Raw genomic sequence first — 26,821 nt, forward strand, 5'->3', positions numbered from 1 at the left:
CATGTTGGGTTTGTTACAGAATTCCCATTTATGCACGAATTTTCGGAATGTTCAAGCATCTGGACATATTGTTGAACAAAAATAAATTCAGGTCGCAATACAAAAAAAGCCCCCGATTTTGGAGGCCTTTATATTGATTTTAGAACGCTTACAGCTTGTGCATATTCGTAGCCAGCGTTTCGATAAATTTGCTGATCGGACCTTTTACCATCATGGCCATCATCGCGTTGAACTCGCCTTCGAAAAACAATTGGATGTCCGATTTGTCGTCTGAAACCGAATCGATTTTCGCTTCAAGGCTGAACGGAAGTTTATCGCTGGCCGCACCTAACTTGACGTTGTTCGGAGCCGTTTTTTCCTTCATCTTCAATTTGATCTCGGGCATGCCTTTCAACGCGAAAATGAACGAATCGTCTCCCGTGAGCTCGAACTTGGCGATGGAGTCGGGCATGAGCTTCTCGAAGTTCTTTACATCGGTAAGCTGGTCAAAAATGTACTGTGCCGGTTTGTCTACCGAAACCTTTGGGCTTTCTAGATTCATAAGATTGTGGTTAGGCCTCGACGCCCCATTCGGCAGGATTGGAATTCCATTCCTTAAGCGTACCGAGTTCGTTTTCGGTGATGTATTTTTTTGAAACCGCGAGGTTAAGCAGGTTCTGGTAATTGCTCAACGTGTACAGTTCTACGTGCGAATTCTTGAAGTTTTCTTCGGCGACCGAAAAACCATATGTGAAGATCGCGACCATTCCTTTGATGTTCGCTCCGGCTTCGCGCAACGCGTCAACGGCCATAAGGCTGCTTTTTCCGGTAGAAATCAGATCTTCTACAATCACGACATTCTGTCCTTTCTGCAAAAAGCCTTCAACTTGGTTCTGACGGCCGTGTTTTTTAGGCTCGGGGCGCACGTAAACGAACGGCAATCCCATGTACTCGGCAACAAGCATCCCGATTCCGATCGCACCCGTTGCGACACCGGCGATCACGTCTGGTTTGCCGAACTGTTTTTCGATCTGTTTCGAGAATTCCTCTCGGATGTAATTTCGTATCGGAGGAAAAGACAAGACCATGCGGTTGTCGCAATAAATCGGCGATTTCCAGCCTGAAGCCCATGTGAAAGGATTTTTGGGATTCAATTTTATTGCATTTATTTGCAAAAGCAATTCTGCGGTTTTTTCGGCTGTATCTTTATTGAAAATCATACTGCAAATGTATAAAGTTTTTGTAAACGACAAACCACTTTTCCTGACCGACGAGATACACAAAGAGACCGATTTCCAGCTCTTTTTGCTCGAAGGCATTGACTTTGCGCAACTTATCTCGAAGATGTTTTCGAACAAGGTCAAGAAGGCCTACCTGTATCATCCCGACGAGAAGGAAATGTTGCGCACGATAAAAGATACGATTCCCGTCCAAAAGGCGGGCGGCGGGCTTGTCTACAACAAAAAAGGGCAGGTGCTTTTCATCTTCCGCAACGGGAAATGGGATTTGCCCAAAGGCGGCATCGAGAAAGGCGAGAAAATCGAATACACGGCTTTGCGCGAGGTCGAGGAAGAAACCGGCGTCGGCAAACTTTCCATCATACGCAAATTGCAAAAGACCTATCACGTGTTCCGTCGCAACGGCAGATACAAGCTCAAAGTGACGCATTGGTTCGAGATGAAATCGGATTTCGACGGACCGCTGCATCCGCAACTCGAAGAAGGCATCGAAAAAGTCGCCTGGCTCAATCCCGAAGACATCGAACAGGCGCTTTTGAATTCGTATGAAAACATCAAGTTGTTGTTCGAGGAACAACTCACGTAAATAATTATGAATTATAAATTATGAATTATTTGGTCTGTCAATAATTACGGATTTCTCGTTTGTACAGATCAATTCATAATTCATAATTCCAAAATTTATAATTTATCGAACATGGCCTACGAAACCAAAACCAAACCCACAGAAGTTTCCGTTTCGGACTTTATATCGAACATCGAAAACGAAACCAAACGCGACGATGCACGCCGCCTCGTCGAAATCTTCGAAGCCCAAACCGGATTTCAGCCCTATATGTGGGGACCTACGATCATCGGTTTCGGCAATTATCACTACAAGTACGCTTCCGGGCATGAAGGTGACGCGCCGTTGGCCGGATTTTCACCTCGAAAAGATTCACTTGTGCTTTATTTCGCCACGGAATTCGAAGGTCGTGAAAACTATCTAGCCAAACTCGGCAAACACAAAATCGGGAAATCCTGCGTATATGTGAAAAAGCTTGCGGATATAGACGAATCGGTGCTTCCGCCAATGATAGAAGCGTCGGTAAGCCACATGAAGAGACTTTACCCTTAAGGGTTCAGCAGTTGCCAAATTCCTTCCTCCTTAAGCCTTTTCGTATAATCCGAAGCGGAAATGTCGTTTTTTGAGCCGAATTCCTTCTGTTTGCCATCGGTTTCCAGAATCAGTTCGCTTTTGCACATTTTTCCCGTCAGCATGGTTTTTTGCGGTTTGATTTTGCGGGTACTCAAGGTGAATCGCGGTTCGTAATCTGGTAAAGTGTCGGGATCGTCAATGTTTTCTTCTTGGGCAACTGCCAATGCGTCGTAGGTAATCTCGATCTTTCCGTTTGCGACGCGATAGCTTCCCTTGAAAATATCGTTGGCCTCGAGGCAATAATATTCGACGACACAGGTGCCGTTTTCAAGAAAAATAAAGTCGGAAGTACAGCAATCGCAATCCGCAACGATATAGCAGTTTTCTTTTTCGAAACCGTCGGCGAAAGTAAACGCTTTTCCTTTTACATCTTCGATGGCAAGCGTCAGATTCCCGTTTACAACTTCCTTTTGAGGCATAGGAGAAGTTTCTTCAGCCGATTTTTGCCGCACACATCCGATCGATGCCAAAGCCAGGACGATCGCGATTTTTTTCACGGGCTGACGATTCTGTAAACCGGATACTGCAAATGCGCCTTTTCATAATGGTCCGAATGTTTGTAAACCCAATCCAATTGAGCGCCCGGATTTTTCGCGAACTCGGCATCCGATTTGCGTTTTTCGTCCAATTCGGCTTTTAATTTCGGATTGTCCTTTAGGATTTCGGCCGCCAGATCCTCGAACACATAATCGGAATATCCTTCTTTTTGCTGCAGGATCGTGTCGAAGAAATTCCAGTTGAAAAACGAGTCGCCGGCTTCGGGCTCGAGCGTTTCCATCAAATATTTCACGCCTTTTTGGCGCGTCGGGATCAAGTAATCGCCCGCGCGGAAATTCATTTTCACTTTCGATGTGGTGACTTTCGTCTGACGATGGTTGTAATGGCCTTCGTACGCATTGGTCGCCGTCTTGAAATCAGCAATTTTATAGCTTTCGACTTCGATTACCGTGTCGTTGTCGATGCGTGTGCTTTCGATTCCGTTATTGGCCAACAAGCGCGTCACGTTCCACCAACCTTGTGGGATCAAGTAATATTCGGGAATCGCGACTTCCTTGACTGGCTTGTATTCTTTGTAGAACGGGATGGTTTTTTTGTACGGTTTTTTGCGGTCGTAAAACAAACGGTCGCCCGTCGTGACGTCGCTTTTTTTGTACGAACCTTCGTATCCGAGGAATCCGAGTTTTTCGACTTTGGCCGAATCGATGGTCCAAGTCAGCGGATATTTCGTTCCGGGCACGAATTCCATTGCGTTTTCACGACGCCTTGCCTTGATTTCACCACCGTTTTTTTCGGCATAATCCAAAGCGGAAACCATGAATGCGTAAGTCGCCTTGACGCGTTTGTCGTATTTTTTGAGCATGTGCGTCTCGACCACGAATCCGACGGAATTGAAAAGCGAAGTATAACCCGTCGCATATCTCGGACTGTCGTCGAACTGAGCAAAGCCACGCGCGTCGGGCGTTTCACCCCAAGCGTTCACGTAAGGCGTGCTTTCGACTTTCTTCTTTTTCAAATCTGAAACCAGAGTCGGAGTCATTTCTTTGTTCAGGAAATCGCCCAAACTTTTGCCGAGACGGTTGTGGTTGGTCATGATGTAGGTGAGTACGTACTGGTAATCGGCTCCGTTGCTCACGTGGTTGTCGATGAAGATTTCGGGATCGAGCAGTTGGAAAAACCTCGCGAATCCCCAGGTGTTGCCCGTATCGGCTTTTATGAAATCGCGGTTGAGGTCGTAATTGCGTGAATTGCCGCGAAAACCGTATTGTTCGGGCCCGTCCTGATTGATGCGCGTCGTCGAATTCCTATTGAGCATGCCTCCGATATTGTAAACGGGGATCGTCGCGATGATCGTATTCTTGGGCGTTTTGATTTTTCCCGTCGCCAAATCGCGGAACAGCATCATCGTGGCGTCGATGCCGTCGGGTTCACCTGCGTGGATACCGTTGTTGATGAGGATTACGGTCTTTTTGTGTTCGGGATCGAAGAAAATCTTGTCGGGGTCGAAAACGATGAGTTGAAGAATTTCGCCGCTGTCTTCGGGACGTCCGTCGTTGATGGAAATAGTTTCGAAATTCGCGGCCAGATCATTGTAAAACGCAACCGTTTCATCATAGGTCGCAGATTGGTTGCCGTTTCCTTTTTCGAAAGGCGTCTTGAAATCTTTCTTTTGGGCGAAAACCGATGTGGCGAGAACGAATAGGAGTAAAGGCAGATTTTTCATGGGTTTGAACGGAAAAAGGAATGATTACTTGCCCGAAACACGCACCGCATCGGGAACCAAAACCGTATAATCGCCACCGTTCCTGAGCACATCGCGTACGATCGACGAACTGATATAAGACGTTTTGGCCGCCGTCAAAAGAAAAACCGTCTCGATTTTCGAAAGCTGTCGGTTGGTATGCGCAATGGCTTTCTCGAACTCGAAATCGGCGGGATTGCGCAATCCGCGCAGGATGAATTTCGCACCTAATTTTTTGCACAAATCGATCGTCAAGCCTTCATAAGTCACGACCGAAACCGTCGGTTCGTCCTTGAAGGTTTCTTCGATGAAGCGCTTGCGTTCTTCGAGGCTGAACATGTATTTTTTATCGGCATTGACGCCGATCGCGATCACGATTTCGTCGAACAACGGAATGCCGCGTTTGATGATGTCGTAATGGCCGTTCGTGATCGGGTCGAACGAACCTGGGAATATTGCTTTTCTCATTTTGTTTCGTTTTTTTTTAAGCCACGAATTGCACGAATTTCACAAATCCGCATTGATAAATAGCGAGTCATTTTACTAGACAAATTAGTGTGATTCGTGTAATTCGTGGCTGAATTATTGGCTCGTAGCAAAATCATTTTCCGGCCAAAGCCAATTCGATCGCGTTCGTAAACAATTCCTCTAAAGTTATCCCGGCGGCTCTCGCTTGCTGCGGAATCAGGCTTTCTGTCGTCAATCCGGGGATCGTGTTCATTTCGAGCATGTGCGGTTCACCGTTTACGAGGATGAATTCCGAACGCGAAAAACCTTTCATTTTCAATACTTCATAAGCGCGTTTTGCCGTAGAGCGTACTTTCTCGGCCAATTCTTCTGAAATTCTTGCTGGTGTGATTTCCTGAGATTTTCCGAGGTATTTGGCTTCGTAGTCGAAAAAGTCGTTTTCGGATACGATTTCGGTAATCGGCAACACGATGATTTCGCCTTGGTAATTGATCACGCCGACCGAAACTTCGGTGCCGTCAAGGAAACTTTCTATAATGATTTCGTTGTCTTCTTTATAGGCGACTTCGATCGCGATTGGTAGTTCGGCTTCGGTCTTGACTTTCGAAATCCCGAAACTCGAACCCGATTTGTTCGGTTTCACGAAGCATGGCAATCCTACTTTTTTGACGATTTCGGAAGTGTCGATGTGGTCGCCTTTGTTGAGATAGAACGAAGTCGCGGTCTTGATTCCGTAAGGCTTTAGCACAGAAAGAAGGTCGCGTTTGTTGAACGTGAGCGCGGCCTGGTAATAATCGCATGAATTCTGTGGGATGCCCAAAAGCTCGAAGTACGCCTGGAGCAATCCGTCTTCGCCCGGCGTTCCGTGGATGGCGTTGAAAACCGCATCGAACTCGATTTTTTCGCCGTTTACCGTTACCGAAAAATCGCCTTTGTCAATCGGGAATTCCTGATTGCTATCGTCGACATAAACCCATTTGTCCTTGAAAATATGGATGCGATACCCGCGATAGCGCGATTTGTCGAGATAATCGTAAACCACGTTGCCGCTTTTTAAAGAGATTTCATATTCGCTGGAATAGCCGCCCATTACGATGGCAATTTTTTTCATCTGAGTTTCGTTAAGTTAATTTCAAATCGCCGGCAGTAACTCGGGCACTCAGGCACTCAGTTTCTCAGGCACTCAAAATTAACCTTTTTTTCCAAACGCCTCTTTCATATCTTTGCCCAAACCCGATTTTTCATGAGTCTTAAGCAATACCTGACCAGCCGTGTGTTCGCGCTCCAAGTGCTGGCTGCCATAGCCATTCTTTTCGTCCTCGGATATTTGTTCATGCACTGGCTGACGTTCACCACAGACCACGGTCACGAGATTACCGTTCCCGATTTGCGCAAACTCTCTGAAACGCAGGTAGAGGAGAAGCTCGATCAACTCGATTTGGATTACGTGATCCTTGACAGCGTCGATTACGTCAAGGATTATCCGAAACACAGCGTCGTGACGCAAGATCCGCTTCCGGGCACGAAAGTCAAGGAAGACCGCAAGATTTACGTCAAGATCAATTCTTCGGGTTTCACTTCGGTGCGCATGCCCGACCTGATCGAAAAAACATACCGCCAGGCCGTTCCTACTTTGGAAGCGCTCGGTTTGGTCGTCGGAAAAATTACGTATAAACCGTATCTGGGCAAAGACATGGTGCTCGAGATGCGCCTCGACGGAAAGAAAATCAAGCCTGGAGACAAAATTTGGAAATCATCGAAAATCGATTTGGTCTTAGGCGACGGAAAAGTCGGTTTCGAAGAATCTGAAGAAAACCTCGACAGCATTAACGCAGCGCCTTCAAGCGACGAACCCAAAGATGAATAACGAAGATTTCGACCTCGAAAGCCAGGAAGAGAGCCAGGAACTGTTCGAGCATTATCGCTTTGAAGTCCCGAAAGGACAAGCGCTTTTGCGTATCGACAAATACGTGACCTACCTGATTCCGAACGCCACGCGCAACAAAATCCAGAATGCGGCCGACAACGGCGACATTTACGTGAACGACGTGCCGGTAAAATCGAATTATAGGATAAAGCCTTTCGACGTCATCCGTATCCTTTTGTCGCATCCGCCTTTCGAGAACAGGATCGATCCCGAAGACATTCCGATAGACATCGTTTACGAAGACGATGCGTTGATCGTACTCAATAAACCGCCGGGACTCGTCGTACATCCGGGACATGGCAATTATACAGGTACTTTGGTGAACGCTTTGGTGTATCATTTCCAGCATTTGCCGATGAATTCGAGCAAGCGTCCGGGATTGGTGCATCGCATCGATAAAGATACTTCAGGCTTGCTTGTGGTGGCCAAAACCGAACATGCGTTGGCTAATCTTGCTGCACAATTCGAGTTCAAGACGTCCGAACGCGAGTATGTCGCTTTGGTTTGGGGCAATGTGAAAGAGGATTCGGGCACTATCGAAGGCAATATTTCACGCCATCTCAAAGACCGCATGCAAATGGCGGTTTTCGAAGATCCCGAAATCGGAAAACCGGCCATCACGCATTACAAAGTACTGGAGCGTTTCGGATATGTGACGTTGGTTTCGTGCCGATTAGAAACGGGGCGCACGCATCAGATACGCGCGCACATGAAGTACATCGGGCATACGCTTTTCAACGATGAACGCTACGGTGGCGACCAAATCCTCAAAGGCACGACATTCGCCAAATACAAACAATTCGTAGAAAACTGCTTCAAGGCATGTCCGAGACAGGCGCTTCATGCCAAAACATTGGGTTTCAAACATCCTGAAACGGGTGAGATGATGCGTTTTGATACGGAAATCCCAGCTGATATGAAGGCCGTGATTGACAAATGGCGCACGTATTCTTCGGCTAAGGAAATGGAGGAAGAAGAGGATTGATTTGGTTTTTCGCCACGAATTTCACAAATGGGCGCGAATTGCGAACAGAATTGTCAATATTCGGAAAGCTTAACTTCCTTAACTATCTTAATGGTTTAAATATTTGAATCATTCCATTAGTCAAATTCGTGTCATTCGCGGCTGTATTTTAGTTAAGCTCGGACTTATTTATTAGTAAAATTTGTGCAATTCGCGGCTAATTTCCAAGTCCGGAAACGAACGCTCTTCGTATCTTAGCCAAAACGAAAAACAGTAATGAAAATCGTCATTTCACCAGCCAAAACGCTCGATTTCGAAAGCCCGATCCCAAACCAAAAACACACACAACCCGCATTTTTGACCGCATCGCGCAAAGTGCATAAAGTCCTCAAATCCAAAAAGCCGAAAGATCTTATGGAGTTGATGGATATTTCCGACAAGCTCGCCGAACTCAACTGGCAACGCAATAAAACGTGGAAAACACCTTTCACGCCAGAAAACGCACGTCCGGCCATGTATGCTTTTCACGGCGACGTGTATATCGGACTTGACGCTTATACGTTGTCAGAGGACAAACTCGATGCTATCCAAAACAAATTGCGTATTCTCTCAGGGCTTTACGGATTGCTCAAACCGCTAGATCTGATCCAGCCATACCGTCTCGAAATGGGTACGCAACTTCCCATCGGTGACGACAAAAACCTATATGCGTTCTGGAAGGAAACGCTGACCAAAGCGCTCAATAAAGAATTGAAGAAAGGTGAGCTTTTCGTAAACTTGGCGAGCAACGAGTACTTTTCGGCCATCGATACGAAAACGCTCAAAGTGCCTGTAATCACACCAGAATTCAAAGATTACAAGAACGGCAAACTGTCGATGATCAGTTTTTTCGCGAAGAAGGCGAGAGGCATGATGGTGCGTTATATCATCGATACGGGAGCCGAAACCATAGATGACCTTAAAGGTTTCAATTACGAAGGCTATGCGTTCGATGCGAATTTGTCAAAAGGGAATACGTTGGTATTTACGAGGTAATATTCGATTACCTTGAAAATAAAAAAACCGCCCAATCAGGCGGTTTCTTTTTTTATTTCAACTCGAGCTCGAGCTCTTCGATTTCCCTGAGGTTTTCGGTAGTCATCTTTCGTTGGTTGCGCGAGAGCTCGTAAAGCGCGTCGACTCCTTTTTGAGCGTTGCGGTCTACTTTTGAGATGCGTCGCGTGAAAGCTTCGAGTTTGTTCGCATCGGCGCTGTCGAGTTTCGGTTTGAGCTGGTTCACGAATTCCATGAACTCTGGCACCACGTTACTGTTCTCGTCGTACTGCGATTTAAGGTCTTCGAACGATTCATTGATTTCCTTGCTAAGGTCGTTCGAGTAATATTCGCTCATCTTCCGGATTTCACGGATGATTTTTTTGATATTGCTTCCGAATAGTCCCATTTGTTGGTTGTTTTTGTCTTAGAGATAGCTTCAAATATAGGCAAAAATTAAAAAAGCAATAACTTTTTGATGATTATTTTTTAACAATATATCTGTAAATCAATGCATTGCCTCCGACATGTCGACCTTCGTTTTTCCCTTTTTCACCAATAGGATGACGGGAATGCAGCACACGAACAAAATCCCGAGGTACATGAAGATGTCCATATACGACATCACCGTGGCCTGTTTTATGACAGAAAAATCGAGCGCCTGATACGCTTTCTGCAACGACTCGTTTATAGAAAATCCTTTAGACTGGAAACCTTGCTGCAACTGGCTCACGCGGTTTGCGACGTTGGGTTTGGTGACATCGAGATTCGAAACCAGATCCACGCGGTGCGATTGTGTAAAACGCGTAATGAACGTCGTGATGATCGCGATCCCGAAAGATCCGCCAAGTTGACGCATCATACCCGTAAATGCAGCGCCTTCACCAATCTGTTTCCCTTTAAGCGTCGAAAGCGCCATAGTCGTGATCGGGACGAAAAGCAAACTGAGTCCGATGCCGCGCATGATCAACGGCCAAAAGAAATGTTCGGTTCCCGTGTCTGGCGTCATCACGAGATACATCCAGGTCGTGAAAATAAAGAAGATGGCGAATCCGATGGCGACCAAACGCGTCTGCGGCACGCCTTTCTGTATCATGTTCCCCACGATCGGCATCATGAAAGCCGTCGTAAGCGATCCCGGAATCAACAGCATACCCGCATCGGTAGCCGTCCATCCGAGAATTTGTTGCGTATAGATCGGAATGACAAGCGTCGAACCGTACAATCCGAATCCGAGAATAAAACACATGATCGTTCCGACGCGCAAATTCCCGTCCTTGAGTACGCTGAGATTAACGACCGGATGTTTGTACGTGAGTTGCCTCCAAATGAAAGCGACCAATCCGAACACCGAAACCACACTCAAAGTAACGATCAGGCCATCGTCGAACCAATCGTCCTGTTGGCCGTGCTCGAGAACGAACTGCAGCGAACCGATGAACGAGATCAGGAAAATGATTCCCCACCAATCGACTTGGTTGGCCTTGAGCTTCTCGGCATATTTCGGGCTTTTCACGAACGAAAGCGTAAGCATCGTCGCGATGATTCCCAACGGGATGTTGATATAGAAAATGTACGGCCACGAGAAATTATCCACGAGATAACCTCCGAGCGGCGGACCAAGCGTCGGACCTACGATGACACCCATTCCGTAAATCGCCTGCGCCATTCCGCGCTTTGCGATAGGATACGATTCGGTGATGATCGTCTGTGCCGTCACGAGAAGCGCACCGCCTCCCATTCCCTGGATGAATCGGAAGGCGACGAGTTCCCAAATGTTTGTTGCGTTTCCGCAGAGAAATGAGGCTACCGTAAAGATGATGATCGATACGGCGAAATAGTTGCGACGCCCGAACTGTTGCGAAAGCCAGCTCGTAAGCGGAATCACGATCACGTTCGCAATCGCGTAGGCCGTGATGACCCAAGCCACGTCGGTCAAGGTTGCGCCGAGTGAACCGCGCATATCGGTAAGCGCTACGTTCACGATGGTCGTATCGACGATCTCGAGCAAGGCGCACATGACGGCCGTAATCGTGATGATCACGCGTCTGAAGCCGTATTCTACGAGCTCGTCGGGGTTTTGGGTTGCTGTAGCAGACATTTTTTTTGCTTTAGGCAATAAGCTTTAAGCGATAAGCCCAAAACCGATTACCGTTAGTTTACTTTTTATTGGAAGTTTTCCGGCTGACGTCTTCCAACGAACTGATCCTTATGCGATAAGAAACTTTAGCACGTCAGCATCTTGGCACTTCAGCACTTATTTCACATGCACATCCACTTCCACATTCATTCCCGAACGCAGATTTTTGAGCTTGTCGGCATCGTTCTTTCCGTTCAACGCAATCTTCACAGGCAAACGCTGGATCGTTTTTACGAAGTTTCCTGTAGCGTTGTCGGGCGGAAGCAACGAGAATTTCGCTCCTGTCGCCGGTGAAAACGACACGACTTCGCCTTCGAATTCGGTATCCGGGTAAGCATCGACTTTAATCGTCGCTTTTTGCCCTACGACCATTTTGTTGAGCTGGGTTTCCTTAAAGTTGGCCACGACCCAAACGTCCTGGTTGTTGATGATATAGAACAACGATTGTCCCGGCTGTACCAATTGCCCCGGTTGCACGTTGATTTTAGAAACCTGTCCGTCTACGGCTGCTGTCACGATCGTGTAGCTTTCGTTGAGTTCGGCGGCGGCCAAAGCGGCTTTCGCACGCTCTATGTTAGCGGCGGCGACTTCGGTCTGTTTGCCTGAAACCACATTTCTCGCCTGGCTTACCGATTTCTGGAAAGCGCTCGCACGTTGTTGGTCCTGCAAGATCTTGACTTGGTTCTTGGCTTCGAGATAGGTCGCTTCGGCCTGTTCGAACTGTTGTTTGGTGATCGAACGGTTCGCATACAGGTTTTTGTAACGGTCGTAATCGTTTTGGGCGCGGCTCAATCGGATTTTGGCCGATTCGATGTTTCCGCCCGCAGATTGCACGTTCGCTTCCGAAACCGAAACACCCGCAGAAGCACTTCCGACATCGGCTTTAGAAACCGCGTAACTTCCTTCGGCGGCGGCCAAAGCGGCTTTCGCGTCCTCGACTTTCACTACGTAATCTTTGTCGTCTATGATGAAAAGCGTGTCGCCTTTCTTCACGTAATCGTTGTCTTTTACCAAAACTTTGGTCACATAGCCCGAAACGCGAGGGATGATCGGGTTCATGTTTTTTTCGACCTGGGCGTCATCGGTTTCTTCGTGCGCCAAGGAATGCATGTATTTGTAGATGCCGTAACTGCCTCCGACAAGGATCAAAACGGCGAAAATTACCAAAAACTTCTTGTTGGTTTTTTTCTTTTCCTGTTGCTTTTCTTCTTTCATGATGCGGTATTAGTTGAATTTGAATGATTGGGTAAGTTGTCCGTTGGCTTCCAGAAGCTCATAATATTTGAGCACGATGTTGGCCTTTGAATATGCGACGTTGATTTTAGCGTTCAAATCGTCCACGTCGGCTTCTAGAAGGTCGTTCGTATCGGCGAGCCCGTTTTCGTATTTGTCTTTTACGATGCGGTAGTTCTCGTCGGCCTGCCCAACGGCTTCGTTATATACTTTGTCTTGCTTGAGCGACAATTGGTAGTTTTCGTTCGATTTCATCACTTCCTCCTTGATCTCGTCGGTAAGTATCGCTTGTTGCTGCTCAAGTTCGGCAGTTCGGCTCTTGGCAGCTTTCACAGCTTTTCCGTTTTTGAAAATCGAACTCAGATTGTACGAAAGCCCGACACCTATGTTCATCGCGTTCTCTACTCGTACCACGTTTTCAAGATCGGCAGCGATATAACCGCCGGTCAATGAAAGCGAAGGATAGTAGTCCGCTTTAGCCACCTTGATCTGGTCTTCGGACGCTTTTTTCGAATAATTGAGCGCTTCGAGATCTTTGCGGTTTTGAAGCGCCTGATCTTCTGTGTTGAGCGTCATCGCGAAAATGTCGCGGTCGATGTTGTCCGGTGAAATCTGCATTTGCGTTCCCGCCGGAAGTTTGAGCAGCGTCACGAGATAATAATTGATTACACGTTCGTTCTTTTCGGCTTCGTCAAGCGACAATTGCACGCGGGATTCAGCCAATTGCGCTTTCAAAAGATCGTTTCTCGCAATCAAACCGTTTTCTTCCATGCCCGTGAAGTCCTTTACGCGCTGTTGCTGGCTTTTGAGGCTTTCGCGCAATAGTTCGATCGACTTCTGCACTTTGTACAGATCGACGTAATACTGCACGACTTCCATCGCGACTTCTTCTTTCGAATGCGCGGCCGTGGCCAGTTCGGCTTTCGAACGGTTTTCTGAAGCCTTGATGCTGTTGCGCAATTTTCCGCCCGAATAAATCGGCATCGACAAACTTGCCTGACCCAAAATCAATTGGTTCACTTTTGGCGTCGAGTTGCCTTCGCCTTCTTCGTTATTCGAATTTCCGGAGCTTTTGAGCGTGATGTCGGCATTGGTAAGGCGCAGGTATTGACCCGAAATCTTGAGGTCGGGATACTGGTTCATCTTTACCGATTGTGTTTCGAAGTTCGCGGTATTGACTTTCGTATCGGCCAGAACCGACTGGTTGCTTTGCGTCACGGCCATTTTCACGGCTTCGTTGAGCGACAGGCTTTTCTTTTGGGCCTGAAGTTGGGAAGCGCCTAAAAACAACAGCGCCAAAGCGAGAATCTTACTGATTTTCATTTTTGAGCAGGGCTTTTATTACTTGTTTGATATATGGGATGAGGTTGTTCTTGACGTAGTTGTCGAAGTCGCGGTCCGATTTCAGGTTGAGCATATCTTCGTAGAACGGACGCGTGTTATGAAAGTGGAAATACGTTCCCAAAACCGTCGTCGGCAAAAGCTCTACGGGAATGTCGTTGCGGAATTGCCCTGTTTTCTGGCCTTCTTCCACGATCTGTCGGATCATGCCAAGGTTGCGCAATTTGACTTCGTTGAACTGCTGGATGTTGATGCTGCGATGCGTGTTCAAAACTTCCGAGTGGATAATCTTGTATATGCAGCGGTTCTTGTTCACTCGTGTGATGTAAAGGTCGATGAGACGCTCCATCTTTTCCCAGGGATCGACCTGCATCTTGAGCAGGTTTTCGAGTTGCAGCGCCATGTCCGAAGTACGCCATACGATAAGCGCCTCGAGCATTTTGTCTTTCGACCCGAAGTAGTACGACACCATCGCGATGTTGATCTTTGCTTCTCTGGAGATATCCCTGATAGAAGTTCCATCGAAGCCTTTCTCTGCGAACAGCTTTTCGGCTACGAGCAGGATTTGGACTTGTTTTTCGTTTAATTCGGTCATTTCTTCTTCAGAATTACAGGACAAAATTAAACGATTGTTTAAGTTAAACGTTTGTTTAGTTTTTGATTTAACTTTTCTTTAACGAATTCAAACGTTTTAGTGGAATTGTTGTACGAATCGGTCTATCGAATCGATACTCGATTTTTCGAGATACCTGATAAAAGCCGATCCGACGATCGCGCCAGAAGTAAATTTTGTCGCGGCTGTAAACGTGTTCTTGTCGTGGATGCCAAAGCCCGTTACGCATGGGCTTTTAAGTTTCAAGTTCGAAATACGACGGAAATAATCGTCCTGTGCTTTTCCGAAATCGGAACTGTTTCCGGTAATCGTTGCCGATGAAACCAGATAAATAAACGAAGTCGAAAGCGAATCGATTTGCCTGATACGCGCGTCCGAAGTTTGCGGTGTGACAAGAAAGACCATCGACAAACCGTATTTTTCAAAAATGTCCCGATAGTCCGAAGCATAGATCTCGAACGGCAAGTCGGGAATAATCAGGCCATTGATTCCGACTTCGGCACATTTTCGCACGAAATTCTCTACTCCGAATTGCAGTATCGAATTGAAATAACCCATGATCAGCAGCGGAATCTTTACGCTTGTACGGATTCCGGACAATTGTTCGAAAAGGAGTCTGGCCGTCATGCCGTTTTCGATAGCGGCGGTAGAACTGTGCTGAATGACCGGCCCGTCGGCCAACGGATCGCTGAACGGAAGCCCGATTTCGATAAAGTCGACACCGTTTTTCTCCAATTCGGTTATGATTTTTACCGTGTCGCCAACCGCGGGAAATCCTGCGGTGAAGTAAACCGATAGCAGTTTCTTGTCGGAGTTGAATAGTTTGGAAAGTCTGGTCATTTTGCCACGAATTACACTAATGTCACTAAGCCGACAAATGATGTCCAAATCGAATTAGTGCGATTCGTGTCATTCGTGGCTAAGCTAAGATTTGCTAAATTTTAAAATACTCAATATATGTGGCCAAATCCTTGTCACCGCGACCCGACAAACAAACCACGACCACATCGTCGGCCGAAAAACGCATTTTCTCCAATGCCGCCAACGCATGCGCACTTTCGATCGCCGGAATGATGCCTTCCAATCGGCACAATTCCAAACCGGCTTTCATGGCCTCGTCGTCTGTAGCCGATAGGAATTCCGCGCGTCCAGAAGCGAAAAGATGCGCGTGCAAAGGCCCGATTCCCGGATAATCCAAACCCGCAGAAATCGAATACGGCTCGACGATCTGTCCGTCTTCGGTCTGCATCAGAAGCGTTTTGCTGCCGTGGATGATTCCGGGTTTGCCAAGGATGGAAGTCGCTGCGCTTTCGCCAGAATCTACGCCTTTTCCGGCCGCTTCCACTGCGATAAGTTTTACTTGAGGTTCGTCCAGATAATGGTAAAAAGCACCGGCCGCATTGCTTCCGCCGCCCACACAGGCAATCACATAATCGGGGTTTTCACGGTTTTCTTTTTCTGAAAGCTGTTTACGTGTTTCTTCCGAAATCACCGATTGGAATTTGGCTACCAAATCGGGATACGGGTGCGGACCGACAACCGAACCGATCATATAATACGTGTCCTCGGGGTTCGAAATCCAATCGCGGATGGCTTCGTTTGTCGCGTCTTTCAAGGTTTTCGAACCCGAAACGGCCGCGCGCACTTCGGCACCGAGCATTTTCATTCGCGCCACGTTCGGAGCTTGACGCTTCATGTCGATCTCGCCCATGTAGACGATACATTTCAAGCCCATCAACGCGCAGACGGTTGCCGTGGCCACGCCGTGTTGTCCGGCTCCGGTTTCGGCTATGATCCGGGTTTTGCCAAGGTGTCTGGCGAGCAAGATCTGGCCGATCGCATTGTTGATCTTATGCGATCCGGTATGGCACAAATCCTCGCGTTTGAGGTAGATCTTCGCTCCGTTTTTTTTCGAAAGGCGGGAGGCAAAATACAAAGGCGTCGGTCGGCCTGCGTAATCGTGCAACAAATTCCCGAATTGGCTTTGGAATTGGTCCGAAGCGTAGATTTCGAGATATTTTTCACGTAATTCGGCTACGTTGCGGTGCAGCATTTCGGGAATGAACGCACCTCCGAAATCTCCGTAAAACCCATTTTCATCGACAGTATATTTCATTTGAGGTCGTCTTTAAATCGTTTGATCGCATCGGCATCCTTTAATCCGGGTTTTATTTCAAAACGGCTGTTGATGTCGATCGCATAAATCGGTAAATCGAGGTTTGATAAGGCTTTCGCCGATTCCGGGCCGATTCCTCCACTTATGAAAAAAGGCGTTTTCAAACCGTATTTCCGTAGCAATTCCCAATCGAACGCAATGCCGTTGCCGCCGGGCGATTTGCCTTTGGTATCGAATAGGAAAAAGGCGCAATACGGTTCGTAAGAGTCCAAAATGCCAAATCCGAAGGTTTCGTCTACCGAAAATGCTTTTATGACCGAAAGGCCTTGCTTTTTTATTTGCGAACAGAATTCGGGCGATTCATTTCCGTGAAGCTGGACGGCATGCAACCCATATCGTCTTGTTTTTTCAAGGATTTCCGCTTCGGATGCATCCACAAAAACCCCGACTTTTTTTACCAATTGCGGCAATTGCGGTATTTCTCCCGAAAAAAAACGGGGCGATTTTTCCCAAAAGATAAAACCCATATAGTCGGGCAGGAGCGAGGCAACTTCTAAAATGTTTGCCGCAGATTTCATGCCGCATACCTTGAGTTTCATCACGCGAAAGCCATGAGTTCGTTGATGAAAGCGCGTGCGGCCAACCCCGGATTTTCGTTTTTCATAAAATGCTCACCAATCAGGAAACCTTGGTATCCGGCCTGTCGCAATTCATGCACAATGTTGGCGTCGTTGATCCCGCTTTCGGAAACTTTCACGAATTCGCTTGGGATATGTTCGGCCATTTCAAGGCTGGTCCGCACGTCGGTCTTGAAATCCTTGAGGTTGCGGTTGTTTACGCCCACGAGCGAAATTTCGGGACAGATCGAACGCTCGAATTCTTCGAGATCGCGCACTTCGAGCAGGATTTCCATGCCGAACGACATGGCCAAAACCGAGAGATTCTTGATTTCGTAAGGCTTGAGCATGCAAGCGAGCAGCAAAATCGCATCGGCGCCCGTAGACTTGGCTTCGACGACCTGATATTCGTCGAGGATGAATTCCTTTCGCAGCAAAGGTGTCGCAACGGCCGAACGCGCAATCAGTATGTCGTCTATGCAACCGCCGAAATAAGTCGTGTCGGTAAGCACCGAAATCCCGCAGACGCCGGCGTTGGCATAACCCTGAACCACATCGGCTACGGGAAGCGATTGATTGATGATCGGTCTTGAAGGCGAACGTCTTTTGTGTTCGGCTATGATGCCGAATTCGCTCGAAACCAACGAATCGGCGAGCGAAAACGTGGGCCGTTTGAATAATTGTGTGTTTTCCAATAAAGCCCGTGAAATGATTTTCTTGCGAAATGCGATCTCACGCGCCTTGTTGGCTGCAATTGTCTCTAGGATGTTCATTGATTCTGTCGTTGTAAGGTTTGTAATGTTTGTAGGGCTTTTCCTGATAAGAGGCTTTCGCTTGCCATTTCAAACGCATCTTGATCCGAAATATTTCGCATCATGGCGATGGCCACGGCCGCGTTCGCACAAACTACACTATTTTGGGCAGATGTACCTTGCCCATTTAGAATTCGCGAAAAAATCGAAACGGCTTCGTTTACGGTCTTTCCACCCGAAATGGATTCAGGGTCAAGTTTTTGCAAGCCGAAATCGCTAGGTGTCAAAACCGTTTCTCCGTCGTTGGCAATTAGTTTTGTGTTGCCCGTGAGCGAAATTTCGTCGTATTCGTCTAGCGCGTGGAGTACCCGGAAATTGATGGACGTATCCTGTAAAAGATAGGCATACATCCGGGCGAGTTCCAAACTGAAAACACCCGAAAGCTGATTTTTCGGAAAACTCGGATTCACGAGCGGTCCGAGCAAATTAAAAAATGTCTTCACGCCAAGTTCCTTTCGGATCGGCGCGGCATTTTTCATAGCCGGATGGAACAAAGGCGCGTGCAATATGCAAATATTGGCTTTGTCGATGCAACGCTTCAAATGACTTTCGTCGTTGCTGAATTTTACACCCAAGGCTTCCATCACGTTGCTCGATCCCGAAACCGACGAGACGCCGTAATTGCCGTGTTTGGCCACTTTGATGCCACATCCGGCGACGACAAGTGAGGCAAGTGTAGAAATGTTGAACGTGTCTTTGCCGTCTCCGCCCGTACCGCAAAGGTCGATCGTGTCGAATTCGGACAGGTCGATTTTGAAGCAAAGGTCGAGCAGCGCTTCCCTAAAGCCCGAAAGTTCTGCGATTGCGACGGGACGCATCATATAAACCGTCAGAAAAGCGGCAATCTGCGACGGGTTGTACGCGCCATTGGATATGGAGGTCACGAGGTCGTACGCTTCTGCTTTGGAAAGCGTTTCGTGGTTGGTCAATCTGTGTAGAAGGGTTTTCATGGTTGTGGATTCGGAAGTGGGATGTGGAATGTGAGATGTGAGATGTGAGATGTGAAATGTAAAATGTAAAATGTAAAATGTAAAATGTAAAATGTGATTGGTATTTGGCGATTGGTAGTTCTCGGTGGAATCTGTTATTGTTTATCTAAAGGCGAATATGTAAATGCCTATGGTATTCAGTTAAACATCTCACATTTCACCAATCACCAATCACTATTCACCAAATACCATTCATTACTGACCAACACCACTCAACTCCCAAGCCAATTCCCTAAAATCTGCTTCCCATGAGGCGTCAACACGCTTTCCGGATGGAACTGCACGCCGCGCACATCGTACGAGACATGCCGAAGCGACATAACCTGGCCGTTTTCGTCTATGGAAGTCGCGACCAACGAATCGGGTAATTTAGGATCGACAACCCACGAATGATAACGTCCGACCTCGATTTGCGGACCCAGACCTTTAAAAAGGATTTCGTCCCGATCGAGAATTTCGACTTTGGTAGAAACGCCGTGGTAGACCGAATCCAGATTCAATAATCCGCCTCCGAAAACCTCGCCGATCGCTTGCTGGCCAAGACAAACACCCAAAATGCTTTTCGATTTGGCATATTCGCGGATTACGTCTTTAAGCAAACCGGCTTCGTCTGGGATTCCCGGACCCGGCGACAAAAGAATTTTAGAGAAACTTTCTACCTCGTCGAGTTCGAATTGGTCGTTGCGCATCACGGTGACTTCGGCTCCGAGCTCTTCGAGGTAATGCACGAGATTGTACGTGAAACTGTCGTAATTGTCTATGATGAGTACTTTTTTCATGTTCGCTTTTTTTAAATGGTTTCGGCAAGTGCGATGGCTTTTTCGAGTGCGCCGAGTTTGTTGTATGTTTCCTGTAGTTCCTTTTTCTCGTCTGAAGCCGCGGTCAATCCGGCGCCGGCCTGAAAATGCAGCGTGTTGTTTTTGCTCAGGAACGTGCGTATCATGATGGCGTGGTTAAAGTTACCGTCAAAATCAATAAACCCGATCGCACCGCCGTAAAAACTTCGGTTGCGGTTCTCGAGTTCTTCTATGAGTTGCATGGCGCGGTGTTTGGGTGCGCCCGAAAGCGTTCCGGCGGGAAAGGTATCGGCAACGGCCTGAAGCGTTTGGTTTTTATCGCGCAATTTCCCGGTGACTTTGGAAACCAGGTGGATCACATGCGAGAAAAATTGCAGTTCGGCATATTTCTCTACGGTGACTTGCGTGGCGTTTCGGCTTAAATCGTTGCGCGCCAAATCGACGAGCATTACGTGTTCGGCATTTTCTTTCGGATCTTCGGAAAGCGTGCGCGCCAAAATCGCGTCCTGTTCGTCGTTTCCGCTGCGTTTGAACGTACCCGCAATCGGATGGATTTCGGCTTTTGCATTGTCGACGACCAATTGCGCTTCGGGAGAAGAACCGAAAATCTTGAAATTCCCGTAATCGAAATAGAAAAGATAAGGCGACGGGTTGATGCTTCTCAAAGTGCGATACACATTGAAATCGTCTCCTTTGAAGCGTTGCGAAAACCTGCGCGAAAGCACCAATTGGAAAACGTCTCCGCGCTGGCAATGCGATTTGGCTTTGCCGACCAGATTCAGGTAATCGTCTTCGGAAATGTTGGCGGTTTTTTCTCCAGAACGCTCGAATTTGTACTTCGGAAGGCTGCTGTTCTGCAGCAAACCCAAAATTTCATCGAGATTGCTTTTTCCGTCGAGCGAATGGCAGAACAGATACGCTTCGTTCTTGAAATGGTTGATCGCGATGACGTTCTTGAAAAACGCGTAATGCAAATCGGGAATGTCGAGATTGTCGGTTTTTTTAAGGATGTCTACCGATTCGAAATAACGCACCGCGTCGTAAGCGATATATCCGAAAAGCCCGCCTTGTATGCATTTGTGATCGGTTTTGGACATCTTGAAACGGGAAGCGAACGTTTGCAGGTTTTGCATGACGTCGGTCTTGTCATCGATGGCTTCAGAAAACGCCTCGTCATTTGGAAACTGCTGCGAGATTTTCCCGTCGGCGACTTTAAAAGACGCGATCGGATTGCAGCAGATGTACGAGAAACTGTTCTTTCCGGCCTGGAAATCGGAGCTTTCAAGCAGTACGGAATCGGCGAACTTGTCGCGCAGCCTCAAGTAAACGCCCACGGGAGTCAACGTGTCGGCCAAAATATCTTGGTGGAAAGTATGGAAATCGTAAGTGTTCATGTTTCGCGTTTTTACGGAATAAAAAAAGGCCCGTCGTGATGACGGGCCTTCGTATATAAAATACTAATAGCGGACGCGCTTCACGACATTCGACGTAAAGAGTTCCACCACCAGTTGTTTTGTTGCGTATACATGCGGCAAAGATAGGGAAGTGGTTTTTGTGGACAAGGGTTTTGGGAAAAAATTGTTTTTTAGCCACGAATGTCGCGAATAGTTTTTATTAGTGACATTCGTGTGATTCGTGGCGTAATTTCTCGCACAAAAAGAAAAACCCCGAAGCGAACTTCAGGGTTTTTCAAAATATATAGAGGAGTAATTAGAATACTAGCGCAACTTCTACCTCGAACTCGTCGTTGATCACGTTGTCTCCAAGACCTTCGAAGAAGCTTTTTGACCCGTATTTCACGTCGAATTTAGTACGGTCGATGTTGAATTTCGTAGTCGCCGTGTTTTTAGCAACGGTCAAATCGAAAGAAACCGGAGCCGTTTTTCCTTTGATGGTCAAGTCGGCAGTAACTCCGTAAACACCGTTTGCTTTAGCTTGTACCGTTTTGATGTCAAGTTTCGCAGTACCGAATTTGTCTGTTGCGAAGAAATCGTCATTTTTCAAGTGGCCTTCAAGTTTCTCTTTTCCTTTTCCGGCTTCAAGATCGGTCACGGCGATAGAAGTCATGTCTACTGTGAAAGTTCCTCCGTTAAGTTTCCCGCCTTTGAAAGCAAGAGTTCCGCTTTTGAAAGAAACAGTTCCGCTGTGTGAACCCGTCAATTTTTTACCAACCCATTTGATTGAGCTTTTCTTGGTATCGATGGCCTTGTTCTGAGCAGTTGCAGAAAGTGTTCCTACTGCCAAAAATAGAGCGATTGCGAATGTTTTGAAATTTTTCATTGGATGTAAATAAAGATTTAGTTATTGAATTTATAATGTGATGAATAATTCGTTTTCTGGTTTTCGGACTTTTTTCAAATCCTTGAATTTGTCTTCTTCGTGGCGATAACCGACGACGCCGATCACCGAAGCGCTCAATCCTTTTTGCGTCAGGCCCAGGATCTCGTCGTATTTTTCGGGTTGGAAACCTTCCATTGGTGTCGCATCGATTTTCAACGAAGCGGCTGCATTCAATAAATTTGCCAAAGCGATATACGTTTGCTTGGAAGTCCAAGTATTTCTCGCTTCAGTTTCCTTAGCATGTACGGATGAGGTGACTTTCGCCCTCATTTCTTCGAGGTTTTCCATCGGAATTCCCCTTGTTTTGCTGATGTTCTCGAGAAACTCGGAAATGTCTTCCTGTTTCCCGAAATCCACGATGTTCGCAAAAACGAAAACATGGGACGCATTCTTGATCGAGTCTTTGTTGGCGAACGAAACTTCGGCCAATTGTTCGCGTACGGCCTGGTCTTCGATGATCACGACTTTGTACGGCTGCAATCCTAAAGACGACGGGCTGAATCGTATCGCCTGTTTCAAGATCTCGAGATCTTGGCCCGAAACCTTGCGCGAAGCATCGTATTTTTTGGTGGCGTAACGCCAGTTCAAATCAGATATAAAGGTATTCATAAGAGTGTTAACAGGATGTTATAAATTGCGGAATTTGTCGAGCAGCGCGCTCAACAATTCGAGATCTTCGTTGCTCATATGCTTGCTGAATTGCTCTTCGTATTCCTTGATGACAGGGTCGAGATCCGCCAGCAAGTCGAGACCTTTTTGCGTAATCTCGATTTCCATTTTACGGCGGTTCGACGGACAAATTTTGCGCGTTACCAACTCCTTGGCCAAAAGCTTGTCTACCAATCGCGTCGTGTTGCTGGTTTTGGCAAGCATGCGTTCCTGCAACAGCCACATGTTGGCCGGTTTACCTTTTTGACCTCGTAAAATGCGCAAAACGTTGAACTGCTCGCCCGAAAGATCGAACGGCTTAAGTACCGCCACCATCTTTTCGACAAGCCGGTTTTGCGTGTAAGCAATATTGAGTATCACCTTTTTGGAAGGTGACATCGGGATGCTGCTTTTTACGATTTCGTCGATTGTCATTTGTAATTACAAAATTTGTATGTACAAATGTATGGTGATTTTTTATTTGTAAGTACAAATGTCGCTGTTATTTTTTTGTTAAACGAAACGGCGAAACTCGTAATTGCCTAATTTTATTGGGATGAAACCGATTGCATTTTCCTTTCGAACTTCCTTTTCCATACTAGCTTTGTGCGTTTTTTCGGTCGGATTTTCGCAAGCCGACCCGAAACCGTTGCAAGTATTTACCCAAGCCGGCATCTCAATCAAAAGCTACGATTACGAAACCTTCAAGTCGATGCTTTCAAAACCTACCGATACGACGTATGTAGTCAATTTTTGGGCGACCTGGTGTGCGCCTTGCATTGCCGAACTCCCGAACTTCGAAAAACTCGGGCAAACCTACAAAGGCAGCAAACTCAAAGTGGTTTTGGTAAGTCTGGATTCGAAAAAGCAAGTCGGGAAATCTCTGATCCCATTCGTCAAAAAGAAAAAACTGCAATCGAAAGTGCTGCTGCTTTCCGATCCCGACATGAACGCCTGGATCCCGAAAGTGGACGAAGCCTGGTCTGGCGCGCTTCCGGCAACTGTGATTTACAATACGTCCAAAAAGTATCGCAAATTCTACGAGCAGAGTTTTTCGTACGAACAATTAGAATCCGAAGTCAAACCTCTTATTCCATAATCCCATGAAAACAATGAAAATTCTTGCCGCAGTCGCCATAGTCGCGTTCATGTCGGCATTTACGACTCCCGGAACCGGGTACAAAGTAGGCGATATCGCCACCGATTTCAAATTGAAGAACGTAGACGGGAAGAACGTTTCGCTTTCCGATTACAAATCCGCAAAAGGGTTTATCGTGATCTTTACGTGCAACCATTGCCCATTTGCCAAAGCGTATGAAGATCGCATCATCGCGCTCGACAAAAAATATTCGAAACAAGGTTATCCGGTGATCGCGATCAATCCGAACAATCCTGAAAAACAAAAAGAAGACAGTTTCGACCTGATGAAAAAACGCGCTACGGAGAAAGGTTTCACATTCCCGTACCTGTTCGACGAAGGCCAGAAAATCTATCCGCAATACGGAGCGACCAAAACGCCTCATGTGTATATTTTGCAGAAAACCGCCAAAGGGAACGAGGTGAAATACATCGGTGCGATCGACGACAATTACGAAGAACCGACGGCCGTCAAGGAAAAATACGTCGAGAACGCGGTCGATGCGCTTTTGAAAGGGCAATCGGTAAAAGTGACCGAAACGAAAGCGATCGGATGTTCGATTAAAGCGTAATTTTGCAACAACTCATAATTTATAATTCATAATTAATTAAATGGATTTATCCCAACACGACTGGCTCGACCAACTTTCCAACGACCCGAATGCCGTAATCCTCGATGTGCGCACCGATGACGAATGGAACGAAGGCATCATTCCCGGAGCCGTCAACATCGACATTTACAAAGGCCAAGGCTTCATTTACGAAGTCGACCAGCTCGACAAGAACAAGAATTATTATGTGTATTGCAAAGCCGGCGGACGTTCTGCCCAGGCTTGTGCGATCATGAACCAATTGGGTTTCGCCAACACGTACAACCTCGTCGGAGGCTTTATGCAATGGCAAGGTGAGACCGCGATGCCATAACTCATCGAAGTTCAAAGTTTACTATCGGAAGATTCATATATGGGTCTTCCGATTTTTTTTGGCGTGAGGCGATGTTGCAACCATCACTCAAAATTTACCCGCAAAATACTTTAGGAATTGCGTTTCCAATTACCCCGACTTTCCCTAAATTTATAGAACCTCTAAAGTGCGACGCACATAAACCAAAAAACAAGAACATGGCAACAATTCCACCCGAATTCGCGATTACCCCAATCAAACAGGAAACCTGGCTCGTCGATGGTGAACTCAAGACCTGGACCGGCAAATACACCGACGTATTTTCACCCATTTCCTCTACAGACGACTATCAACCCACACGACTCGGAAGCATTCCCGCAATGGGCGAAGCCGAAGGTCTCGAAGCCGTCAACTCGGCGGCGAAGGCATATAACAAAGGCCAGGGCTTGTGGCCAACAATGAAAGTTGCTGACCGCATCAAATGCATGGAGAAATTCACGGCCAAAATGAAGGCGACGCGCGAAGAAGTCGTCAAATTGCTTATGTGGGAAATCGGCAAGTCTTTGGGCGATTCGCAAAAGGAATTCGACCGTACGATCGACTACATCTACAACACGATCGAAGAGTATAAAAAAATGGATCGCGAAGGTGCGAGATTCCAGAAGTCCGAAGGCGTCCACGCGATGGTACGTCGAGGCCCGCTTGGCGTCGTGCTTTGTCTCGGGCCGTATAATTATCCGATAAACGAGACATTTTCGTTATTGATTCCGGCCTTGATTATGGGAAATACAGTGATCTTGAAGCCACCCAAATTCGGGGTTTTGGCTTTGTCGCCGATCCTTCCCGCGTTCGCCGAAAGTTTTCCGCCGGGCGCGATCAACATCATTTACGGACGCGGCAGGGAAGTCGCGGGACCAATCGTACAGACGGGAAAAGTCGATGTTTTGGCACTTATCGGAAACAGCACGTCGGCAAGAGCGTTACAGGATCAACATCCGCACAAGAACAGATTGCGTATGATTTTCAGCCTCGAGGCCAAGAATCCGGCGATCGTTTTGCCCGATGCCGACCTCGATCTGGCAATAGAAGAATGTATCACGGGTACGTTGTCGTTCAACGGCCAACGCTGTACTGCGCTCAAAATCGTATATGTGCACGAGGCTGTAGCCGATGAATTCAACCGCCGTTTTTCCGAAAAGGTAGACGCGATGAAATTCGGCAATCCGTGGGAACCGGGGGTGAAACTCACACCGCTTCCGGAACCGGACAAACCCGACTACATACAAGGCTTGATCGACGATGCCAAACGTCACGGCGCGAAAATCCTCAACGCAAAAGGAGGCGAGCATTACGACAATTACATTTTCCCGGCCGTAATGTATCCGGTCAACAAGGAGATGAGGATGTATCACGAGGAACAATTCGGGCCTGTGATTCCCGTGATTCCGTTCAAGGACATCAACGAACCGCTCGACGATATGGCCGAATCGAATTATGGCCAGCAAGTCAGTCTTTTCGGCAAGGACGTCAACACCCTTGCGCCATTGATCGATGCGCTGACCAACCTCGTATGTCGTGTAAACCTGAACAGCTCGTGCCAACGCGGCCCGGACGTTTTTCCGTTCACGGGACGCAAGGATTCGGCGGCGGGCACGTTGAGTATTTACGACGGATTGCGCTCGTTTTCGATCCGTACGTTCGTCGCGGCAAAAGAAAATGCGTACAACAATGCCATCCTGACCGATTTGCTCGACAGCAAGAAATCGAATTTCATCAATACCGATTACATTTTATAGATGAGCAGTTTTTCTGAACTGATAAACCAAGACAAGCCCGTACTGATCGACTTTTTTGCCGATTGGTGCGGACCTTGTAGGGTTTTGGCGCCGATTCTCAAAGAAGTCAAGGACGAACTCGGTGATTCGGTATCGATTATCAAGATCGATGTCGACAAGAATCAGAGATTGGCTTCCCAATATCAGGTACAAGGTGTTCCGACGATGATTCTGTTTAAAGATGGAGAGCAAGTCTGGAGACAATCGGGAGCGCTTCCGAAGCACGAAATCCTTAAGGTGCTAAAAGGATAATCT

At 47.1% G+C, this 26,821-nt stretch carries 31 protein-coding genes; 10 read left to right on the forward strand and 21 right to left on the reverse strand.

Annotated features, from left to right (window positions below; genetic code table 11):
• Window positions 1-148 precede the first annotated feature (148 nt).
• Window positions 149-541: an SRPBCC family protein gene (locus tag HZF10_RS14630; RefSeq protein WP_176006972.1), complete on the reverse strand. Its 393-nt coding sequence runs from the start codon at window positions 539-541 to the stop codon at window positions 149-151.
• A 10-nt stretch (window positions 542-551) separates the two neighbouring features.
• Complete coding sequence (pyrE, locus tag HZF10_RS14635) at window positions 552-1,199, reverse strand: orotate phosphoribosyltransferase (RefSeq protein WP_176006973.1); 648 nt, start codon at window positions 1,197-1,199, stop codon at window positions 552-554.
• Between the two features lie 7 nt (window positions 1,200-1,206).
• Here pyrE and HZF10_RS14640 point away from each other — a divergent pair, with 7 nt between their 5' ends.
• A complete protein-coding gene (locus HZF10_RS14640) occupies window positions 1,207-1,803 on the forward strand; it encodes an NUDIX hydrolase (RefSeq protein ID WP_176006974.1) in 597 nt (198 codons plus the stop codon).
• Between the two features lie 111 nt (window positions 1,804-1,914).
• On the forward strand, window positions 1,915-2,334 hold the full coding sequence (locus tag HZF10_RS14645) for a DUF1801 domain-containing protein (RefSeq protein ID WP_176006975.1): 420 nt from the start codon (window positions 1,915-1,917) through the stop codon (window positions 2,332-2,334).
• Here HZF10_RS14645 and HZF10_RS14650 read toward each other — a convergent pair.
• The 4 genes from HZF10_RS14650 to HZF10_RS14665 form a co-directional block, all read right to left on the reverse strand.
• Entirely contained in the window at window positions 2,331-2,912 is a 582-nt protein-coding gene (locus tag HZF10_RS14650) for a hypothetical protein (RefSeq protein WP_176006976.1), read from the reverse strand. The genes HZF10_RS14645 and HZF10_RS14650 overlap by 4 nt on opposite strands.
• Entirely contained in the window at window positions 2,909-4,636 is a 1,728-nt protein-coding gene (locus tag HZF10_RS14655; protein WP_176006977.1) for a M14 family metallopeptidase, read from the reverse strand. Before HZF10_RS14655 ends, HZF10_RS14650 begins: the two co-directional genes overlap by 4 nt.
• 24 nt (window positions 4,637-4,660) lie before the next feature.
• Window positions 4,661-5,122: a pantetheine-phosphate adenylyltransferase gene (gene coaD, locus HZF10_RS14660; protein ID WP_176006978.1), complete on the reverse strand. Its 462-nt coding sequence runs from the start codon at window positions 5,120-5,122 to the stop codon at window positions 4,661-4,663.
• Window positions 5,123-5,255: 133 nt separating this feature from the next.
• Entirely contained in the window at window positions 5,256-6,233 is a 978-nt protein-coding gene (locus HZF10_RS14665; protein WP_176006979.1) for a D-alanine--D-alanine ligase, read from the reverse strand.
• Between the two features lie 132 nt (window positions 6,234-6,365).
• Here HZF10_RS14665 and HZF10_RS14670 point away from each other — a divergent pair, with 132 nt between their 5' ends.
• From HZF10_RS14670 to yaaA, 3 genes are all read left to right on the forward strand, one after another.
• A complete protein-coding gene (locus tag HZF10_RS14670) occupies window positions 6,366-6,989 on the forward strand; it encodes a PASTA domain-containing protein (protein ID WP_176006980.1) in 624 nt (207 codons plus the stop codon).
• Window positions 6,982-8,034 carry an RluA family pseudouridine synthase gene (locus tag HZF10_RS14675; protein WP_176006981.1) on the forward strand — a complete coding sequence of 351 codons (1,053 nt, stop codon included), beginning with the start codon at window positions 6,982-6,984 and terminating at the stop codon, window positions 8,032-8,034. Before HZF10_RS14670 ends, HZF10_RS14675 begins: the two co-directional genes overlap by 8 nt.
• A gap of 255 nt (window positions 8,035-8,289) precedes the next feature.
• Window positions 8,290-9,048 carry a peroxide stress protein YaaA gene (gene yaaA / locus HZF10_RS14680; protein WP_176006982.1) on the forward strand — a complete coding sequence of 253 codons (759 nt, stop codon included), beginning with the start codon at window positions 8,290-8,292 and terminating at the stop codon, window positions 9,046-9,048.
• A gap of 52 nt (window positions 9,049-9,100) precedes the next feature.
• Here the strand turns inward: yaaA and HZF10_RS14685 are convergent, their stop codons facing one another.
• The 15 genes from HZF10_RS14685 to HZF10_RS14755 form a co-directional block, all read right to left on the reverse strand.
• Window positions 9,101-9,454 (reverse strand): hypothetical protein, encoded by a 354-nt coding sequence (locus HZF10_RS14685; RefSeq protein WP_176006983.1) that lies wholly within the window; start codon window positions 9,452-9,454, stop codon window positions 9,101-9,103.
• Window positions 9,455-9,553: 99 nt separating this feature from the next.
• Window positions 9,554-11,146 carry an MDR family MFS transporter gene (locus HZF10_RS14690; RefSeq protein ID WP_176006984.1) on the reverse strand — a complete coding sequence of 531 codons (1,593 nt, stop codon included), beginning with the start codon at window positions 11,144-11,146 and terminating at the stop codon, window positions 9,554-9,556.
• 156 nt (window positions 11,147-11,302) lie between these two features.
• A complete protein-coding gene (locus HZF10_RS14695) occupies window positions 11,303-12,400 on the reverse strand; it encodes an HlyD family secretion protein (protein WP_176006985.1) in 1,098 nt (365 codons plus the stop codon).
• Window positions 12,401-12,409: 9 nt separating this feature from the next.
• Complete coding sequence (locus HZF10_RS14700; protein ID WP_176006986.1) at window positions 12,410-13,741, reverse strand: TolC family protein; 1,332 nt, start codon at window positions 13,739-13,741, stop codon at window positions 12,410-12,412.
• Window positions 13,728-14,354 carry a TetR/AcrR family transcriptional regulator gene (locus HZF10_RS14705; RefSeq protein ID WP_176006987.1) on the reverse strand — a complete coding sequence of 209 codons (627 nt, stop codon included), beginning with the start codon at window positions 14,352-14,354 and terminating at the stop codon, window positions 13,728-13,730. The genes HZF10_RS14700 and HZF10_RS14705 overlap by 14 nt, the downstream gene beginning before the upstream one ends.
• 96 nt (window positions 14,355-14,450) lie before the next feature.
• On the reverse strand, window positions 14,451-15,212 hold the full coding sequence (gene trpA / locus HZF10_RS14710; RefSeq protein ID WP_176006988.1) for a tryptophan synthase subunit alpha: 762 nt from the start codon (window positions 15,210-15,212) through the stop codon (window positions 14,451-14,453).
• A gap of 94 nt (window positions 15,213-15,306) precedes the next feature.
• Window positions 15,307-16,488: a tryptophan synthase subunit beta gene (trpB, locus tag HZF10_RS14715; protein ID WP_176006989.1), complete on the reverse strand. Its 1,182-nt coding sequence runs from the start codon at window positions 16,486-16,488 to the stop codon at window positions 15,307-15,309.
• Window positions 16,485-17,066, reverse strand: a complete 582-nt coding sequence (locus HZF10_RS14720; protein ID WP_246282622.1) for a phosphoribosylanthranilate isomerase — start codon at window positions 17,064-17,066, stop codon at window positions 16,485-16,487. Before HZF10_RS14720 ends, trpB begins: the two co-directional genes overlap by 4 nt.
• Window positions 17,067-17,086: 20 nt before the next feature.
• On the reverse strand, window positions 17,087-17,878 hold the full coding sequence (locus tag HZF10_RS14725) for an indole-3-glycerol phosphate synthase TrpC (protein WP_176006990.1): 792 nt from the start codon (window positions 17,876-17,878) through the stop codon (window positions 17,087-17,089).
• Window positions 17,875-18,867 carry an anthranilate phosphoribosyltransferase gene (trpD, locus tag HZF10_RS14730; protein WP_176006991.1) on the reverse strand — a complete coding sequence of 331 codons (993 nt, stop codon included), beginning with the start codon at window positions 18,865-18,867 and terminating at the stop codon, window positions 17,875-17,877. The genes HZF10_RS14725 and trpD overlap by 4 nt, the downstream gene beginning before the upstream one ends.
• Window positions 18,868-19,118: 251 nt before the next feature.
• Window positions 19,119-19,685 (reverse strand): anthranilate synthase component II, encoded by a 567-nt coding sequence (locus tag HZF10_RS14735; protein ID WP_176006992.1) that lies wholly within the window; start codon window positions 19,683-19,685, stop codon window positions 19,119-19,121.
• Window positions 19,686-19,696: 11 nt separating this feature from the next.
• A complete protein-coding gene (locus tag HZF10_RS14740) occupies window positions 19,697-21,097 on the reverse strand; it encodes an anthranilate synthase component I family protein (protein WP_176006993.1) in 1,401 nt (466 codons plus the stop codon).
• Between the two features lie 316 nt (window positions 21,098-21,413).
• A complete protein-coding gene (locus HZF10_RS14745; protein ID WP_176006994.1) occupies window positions 21,414-21,983 on the reverse strand; it encodes a YceI family protein in 570 nt (189 codons plus the stop codon).
• A 30-nt stretch (window positions 21,984-22,013) separates the two neighbouring features.
• Window positions 22,014-22,652, reverse strand: a complete 639-nt coding sequence (locus tag HZF10_RS14750; protein WP_176006995.1) for an NAD(P)H-dependent oxidoreductase — start codon at window positions 22,650-22,652, stop codon at window positions 22,014-22,016.
• 18 nt (window positions 22,653-22,670) lie between these two features.
• Window positions 22,671-23,126, reverse strand: coding sequence for a MarR family winged helix-turn-helix transcriptional regulator (locus tag HZF10_RS14755; protein WP_176006996.1), 456 nt, complete (start codon window positions 23,124-23,126; stop codon window positions 22,671-22,673).
• Between the two features lie 121 nt (window positions 23,127-23,247).
• On the opposite strand from HZF10_RS14755, the gene HZF10_RS14760 reads away from it, so the two are divergent.
• The 5 genes from HZF10_RS14760 (at window position 23,248) to trxA (ending at window position 26,818) form a co-directional block, all read left to right on the forward strand.
• Window positions 23,248-23,790 (forward strand): TlpA family protein disulfide reductase, encoded by a 543-nt coding sequence (locus HZF10_RS14760; RefSeq protein WP_176006997.1) that lies wholly within the window; start codon window positions 23,248-23,250, stop codon window positions 23,788-23,790.
• A 4-nt stretch (window positions 23,791-23,794) separates the two neighbouring features.
• Complete coding sequence (locus HZF10_RS14765; protein WP_176006998.1) at window positions 23,795-24,400, forward strand: thioredoxin family protein; 606 nt, start codon at window positions 23,795-23,797, stop codon at window positions 24,398-24,400.
• A gap of 40 nt (window positions 24,401-24,440) precedes the next feature.
• A complete protein-coding gene (locus HZF10_RS14770; RefSeq protein WP_176006999.1) occupies window positions 24,441-24,752 on the forward strand; it encodes a rhodanese-like domain-containing protein in 312 nt (103 codons plus the stop codon).
• 197 nt (window positions 24,753-24,949) lie between these two features.
• On the forward strand, window positions 24,950-26,527 hold the full coding sequence (locus HZF10_RS14775; protein WP_176007000.1) for an NADP-dependent glyceraldehyde-3-phosphate dehydrogenase: 1,578 nt from the start codon (window positions 24,950-24,952) through the stop codon (window positions 26,525-26,527).
• A complete protein-coding gene (trxA, locus tag HZF10_RS14780; protein ID WP_176007001.1) occupies window positions 26,528-26,818 on the forward strand; it encodes a thioredoxin in 291 nt (96 codons plus the stop codon). It abuts the gene before it with no gap.
• The last annotated feature ends 3 nt before the right edge of the window (window positions 26,819-26,821 follow it).

Origin of the sequence: Flavobacterium agri, assembly GCF_013401995.1 — a bacterium.
Classification (GTDB): domain Bacteria; phylum Bacteroidota; class Bacteroidia; order Flavobacteriales; family Flavobacteriaceae; genus Flavobacterium; species Flavobacterium agri.

What these genes read in the sequence shown, in the direction of transcription:
- HZF10_RS14630 (WP_176006972.1), bottom strand. Translation starts at nt 541, where the DNA reads ATGAATCTAGAAAGCCCAAAGGTTTCGGTAGACAAACCGGCACAGTAC.
- pyrE (WP_176006973.1), bottom strand. Translation starts at nt 1,199, where the DNA reads ATGATTTTCAATAAAGATACAGCCGAAAAAACCGCAGAATTGCTTTTG.
- HZF10_RS14640 (WP_176006974.1), top strand. Translation starts at nt 1,207, where the DNA reads ATGTATAAAGTTTTTGTAAACGACAAACCACTTTTCCTGACCGACGAG.
- HZF10_RS14645 (WP_176006975.1), top strand. Translation starts at nt 1,915, where the DNA reads ATGGCCTACGAAACCAAAACCAAACCCACAGAAGTTTCCGTTTCGGAC.
- HZF10_RS14655 (WP_176006977.1), bottom strand. Translation starts at nt 4,636, where the DNA reads ATGAAAAATCTGCCTTTACTCCTATTCGTTCTCGCCACATCGGTTTTC.
- coaD (WP_176006978.1), bottom strand. Translation starts at nt 5,122, where the DNA reads ATGAGAAAAGCAATATTCCCAGGTTCGTTCGACCCGATCACGAACGGC.
- HZF10_RS14665 (WP_176006979.1), bottom strand. Translation starts at nt 6,233, where the DNA reads ATGAAAAAAATTGCCATCGTAATGGGCGGCTATTCCAGCGAATATGAA.
- HZF10_RS14670 (WP_176006980.1), top strand. Translation starts at nt 6,366, where the DNA reads ATGAGTCTTAAGCAATACCTGACCAGCCGTGTGTTCGCGCTCCAAGTG.
- HZF10_RS14675 (WP_176006981.1), top strand. Translation starts at nt 6,982, where the DNA reads ATGAATAACGAAGATTTCGACCTCGAAAGCCAGGAAGAGAGCCAGGAA.
- yaaA (WP_176006982.1), top strand. Translation starts at nt 8,290, where the DNA reads ATGAAAATCGTCATTTCACCAGCCAAAACGCTCGATTTCGAAAGCCCG.
- HZF10_RS14685 (WP_176006983.1), bottom strand. Translation starts at nt 9,454, where the DNA reads ATGGGACTATTCGGAAGCAATATCAAAAAAATCATCCGTGAAATCCGG.
- HZF10_RS14690 (WP_176006984.1), bottom strand. Translation starts at nt 11,146, where the DNA reads ATGTCTGCTACAGCAACCCAAAACCCCGACGAGCTCGTAGAATACGGC.
- HZF10_RS14695 (WP_176006985.1), bottom strand. Translation starts at nt 12,400, where the DNA reads ATGAAAGAAGAAAAGCAACAGGAAAAGAAAAAAACCAACAAGAAGTTT.
- HZF10_RS14700 (WP_176006986.1), bottom strand. Translation starts at nt 13,741, where the DNA reads ATGAAAATCAGTAAGATTCTCGCTTTGGCGCTGTTGTTTTTAGGCGCT.
- HZF10_RS14705 (WP_176006987.1), bottom strand. Translation starts at nt 14,354, where the DNA reads ATGACCGAATTAAACGAAAAACAAGTCCAAATCCTGCTCGTAGCCGAA.
- trpA (WP_176006988.1), bottom strand. Translation starts at nt 15,212, where the DNA reads ATGACCAGACTTTCCAAACTATTCAACTCCGACAAGAAACTGCTATCG.
- trpB (WP_176006989.1), bottom strand. Translation starts at nt 16,488, where the DNA reads ATGAAATATACTGTCGATGAAAATGGGTTTTACGGAGATTTCGGAGGT.
- HZF10_RS14720 (WP_246282622.1), bottom strand. Translation starts at nt 17,066, where the DNA reads ATGAAATCTGCGGCAAACATTTTAGAAGTTGCCTCGCTCCTGCCCGAC.
- HZF10_RS14725 (WP_176006990.1), bottom strand. Translation starts at nt 17,878, where the DNA reads ATGAACATCCTAGAGACAATTGCAGCCAACAAGGCGCGTGAGATCGCA.
- trpD (WP_176006991.1), bottom strand. Translation starts at nt 18,867, where the DNA reads ATGAAAACCCTTCTACACAGATTGACCAACCACGAAACGCTTTCCAAA.
- HZF10_RS14735 (WP_176006992.1), bottom strand. Translation starts at nt 19,685, where the DNA reads ATGAAAAAAGTACTCATCATAGACAATTACGACAGTTTCACGTACAAT.
- HZF10_RS14740 (WP_176006993.1), bottom strand. Translation starts at nt 21,097, where the DNA reads ATGAACACTTACGATTTCCATACTTTCCACCAAGATATTTTGGCCGAC.
- HZF10_RS14745 (WP_176006994.1), bottom strand. Translation starts at nt 21,983, where the DNA reads ATGAAAAATTTCAAAACATTCGCAATCGCTCTATTTTTGGCAGTAGGA.
- HZF10_RS14750 (WP_176006995.1), bottom strand. Translation starts at nt 22,652, where the DNA reads ATGAATACCTTTATATCTGATTTGAACTGGCGTTACGCCACCAAAAAA.
- HZF10_RS14755 (WP_176006996.1), bottom strand. Translation starts at nt 23,126, where the DNA reads ATGACAATCGACGAAATCGTAAAAAGCAGCATCCCGATGTCACCTTCC.
- HZF10_RS14760 (WP_176006997.1), top strand. Translation starts at nt 23,248, where the DNA reads ATGAAACCGATTGCATTTTCCTTTCGAACTTCCTTTTCCATACTAGCT.
- HZF10_RS14765 (WP_176006998.1), top strand. Translation starts at nt 23,795, where the DNA reads ATGAAAACAATGAAAATTCTTGCCGCAGTCGCCATAGTCGCGTTCATG.
- HZF10_RS14770 (WP_176006999.1), top strand. Translation starts at nt 24,441, where the DNA reads ATGGATTTATCCCAACACGACTGGCTCGACCAACTTTCCAACGACCCG.
- HZF10_RS14775 (WP_176007000.1), top strand. Translation starts at nt 24,950, where the DNA reads ATGGCAACAATTCCACCCGAATTCGCGATTACCCCAATCAAACAGGAA.
- trxA (WP_176007001.1), top strand. Translation starts at nt 26,528, where the DNA reads ATGAGCAGTTTTTCTGAACTGATAAACCAAGACAAGCCCGTACTGATC.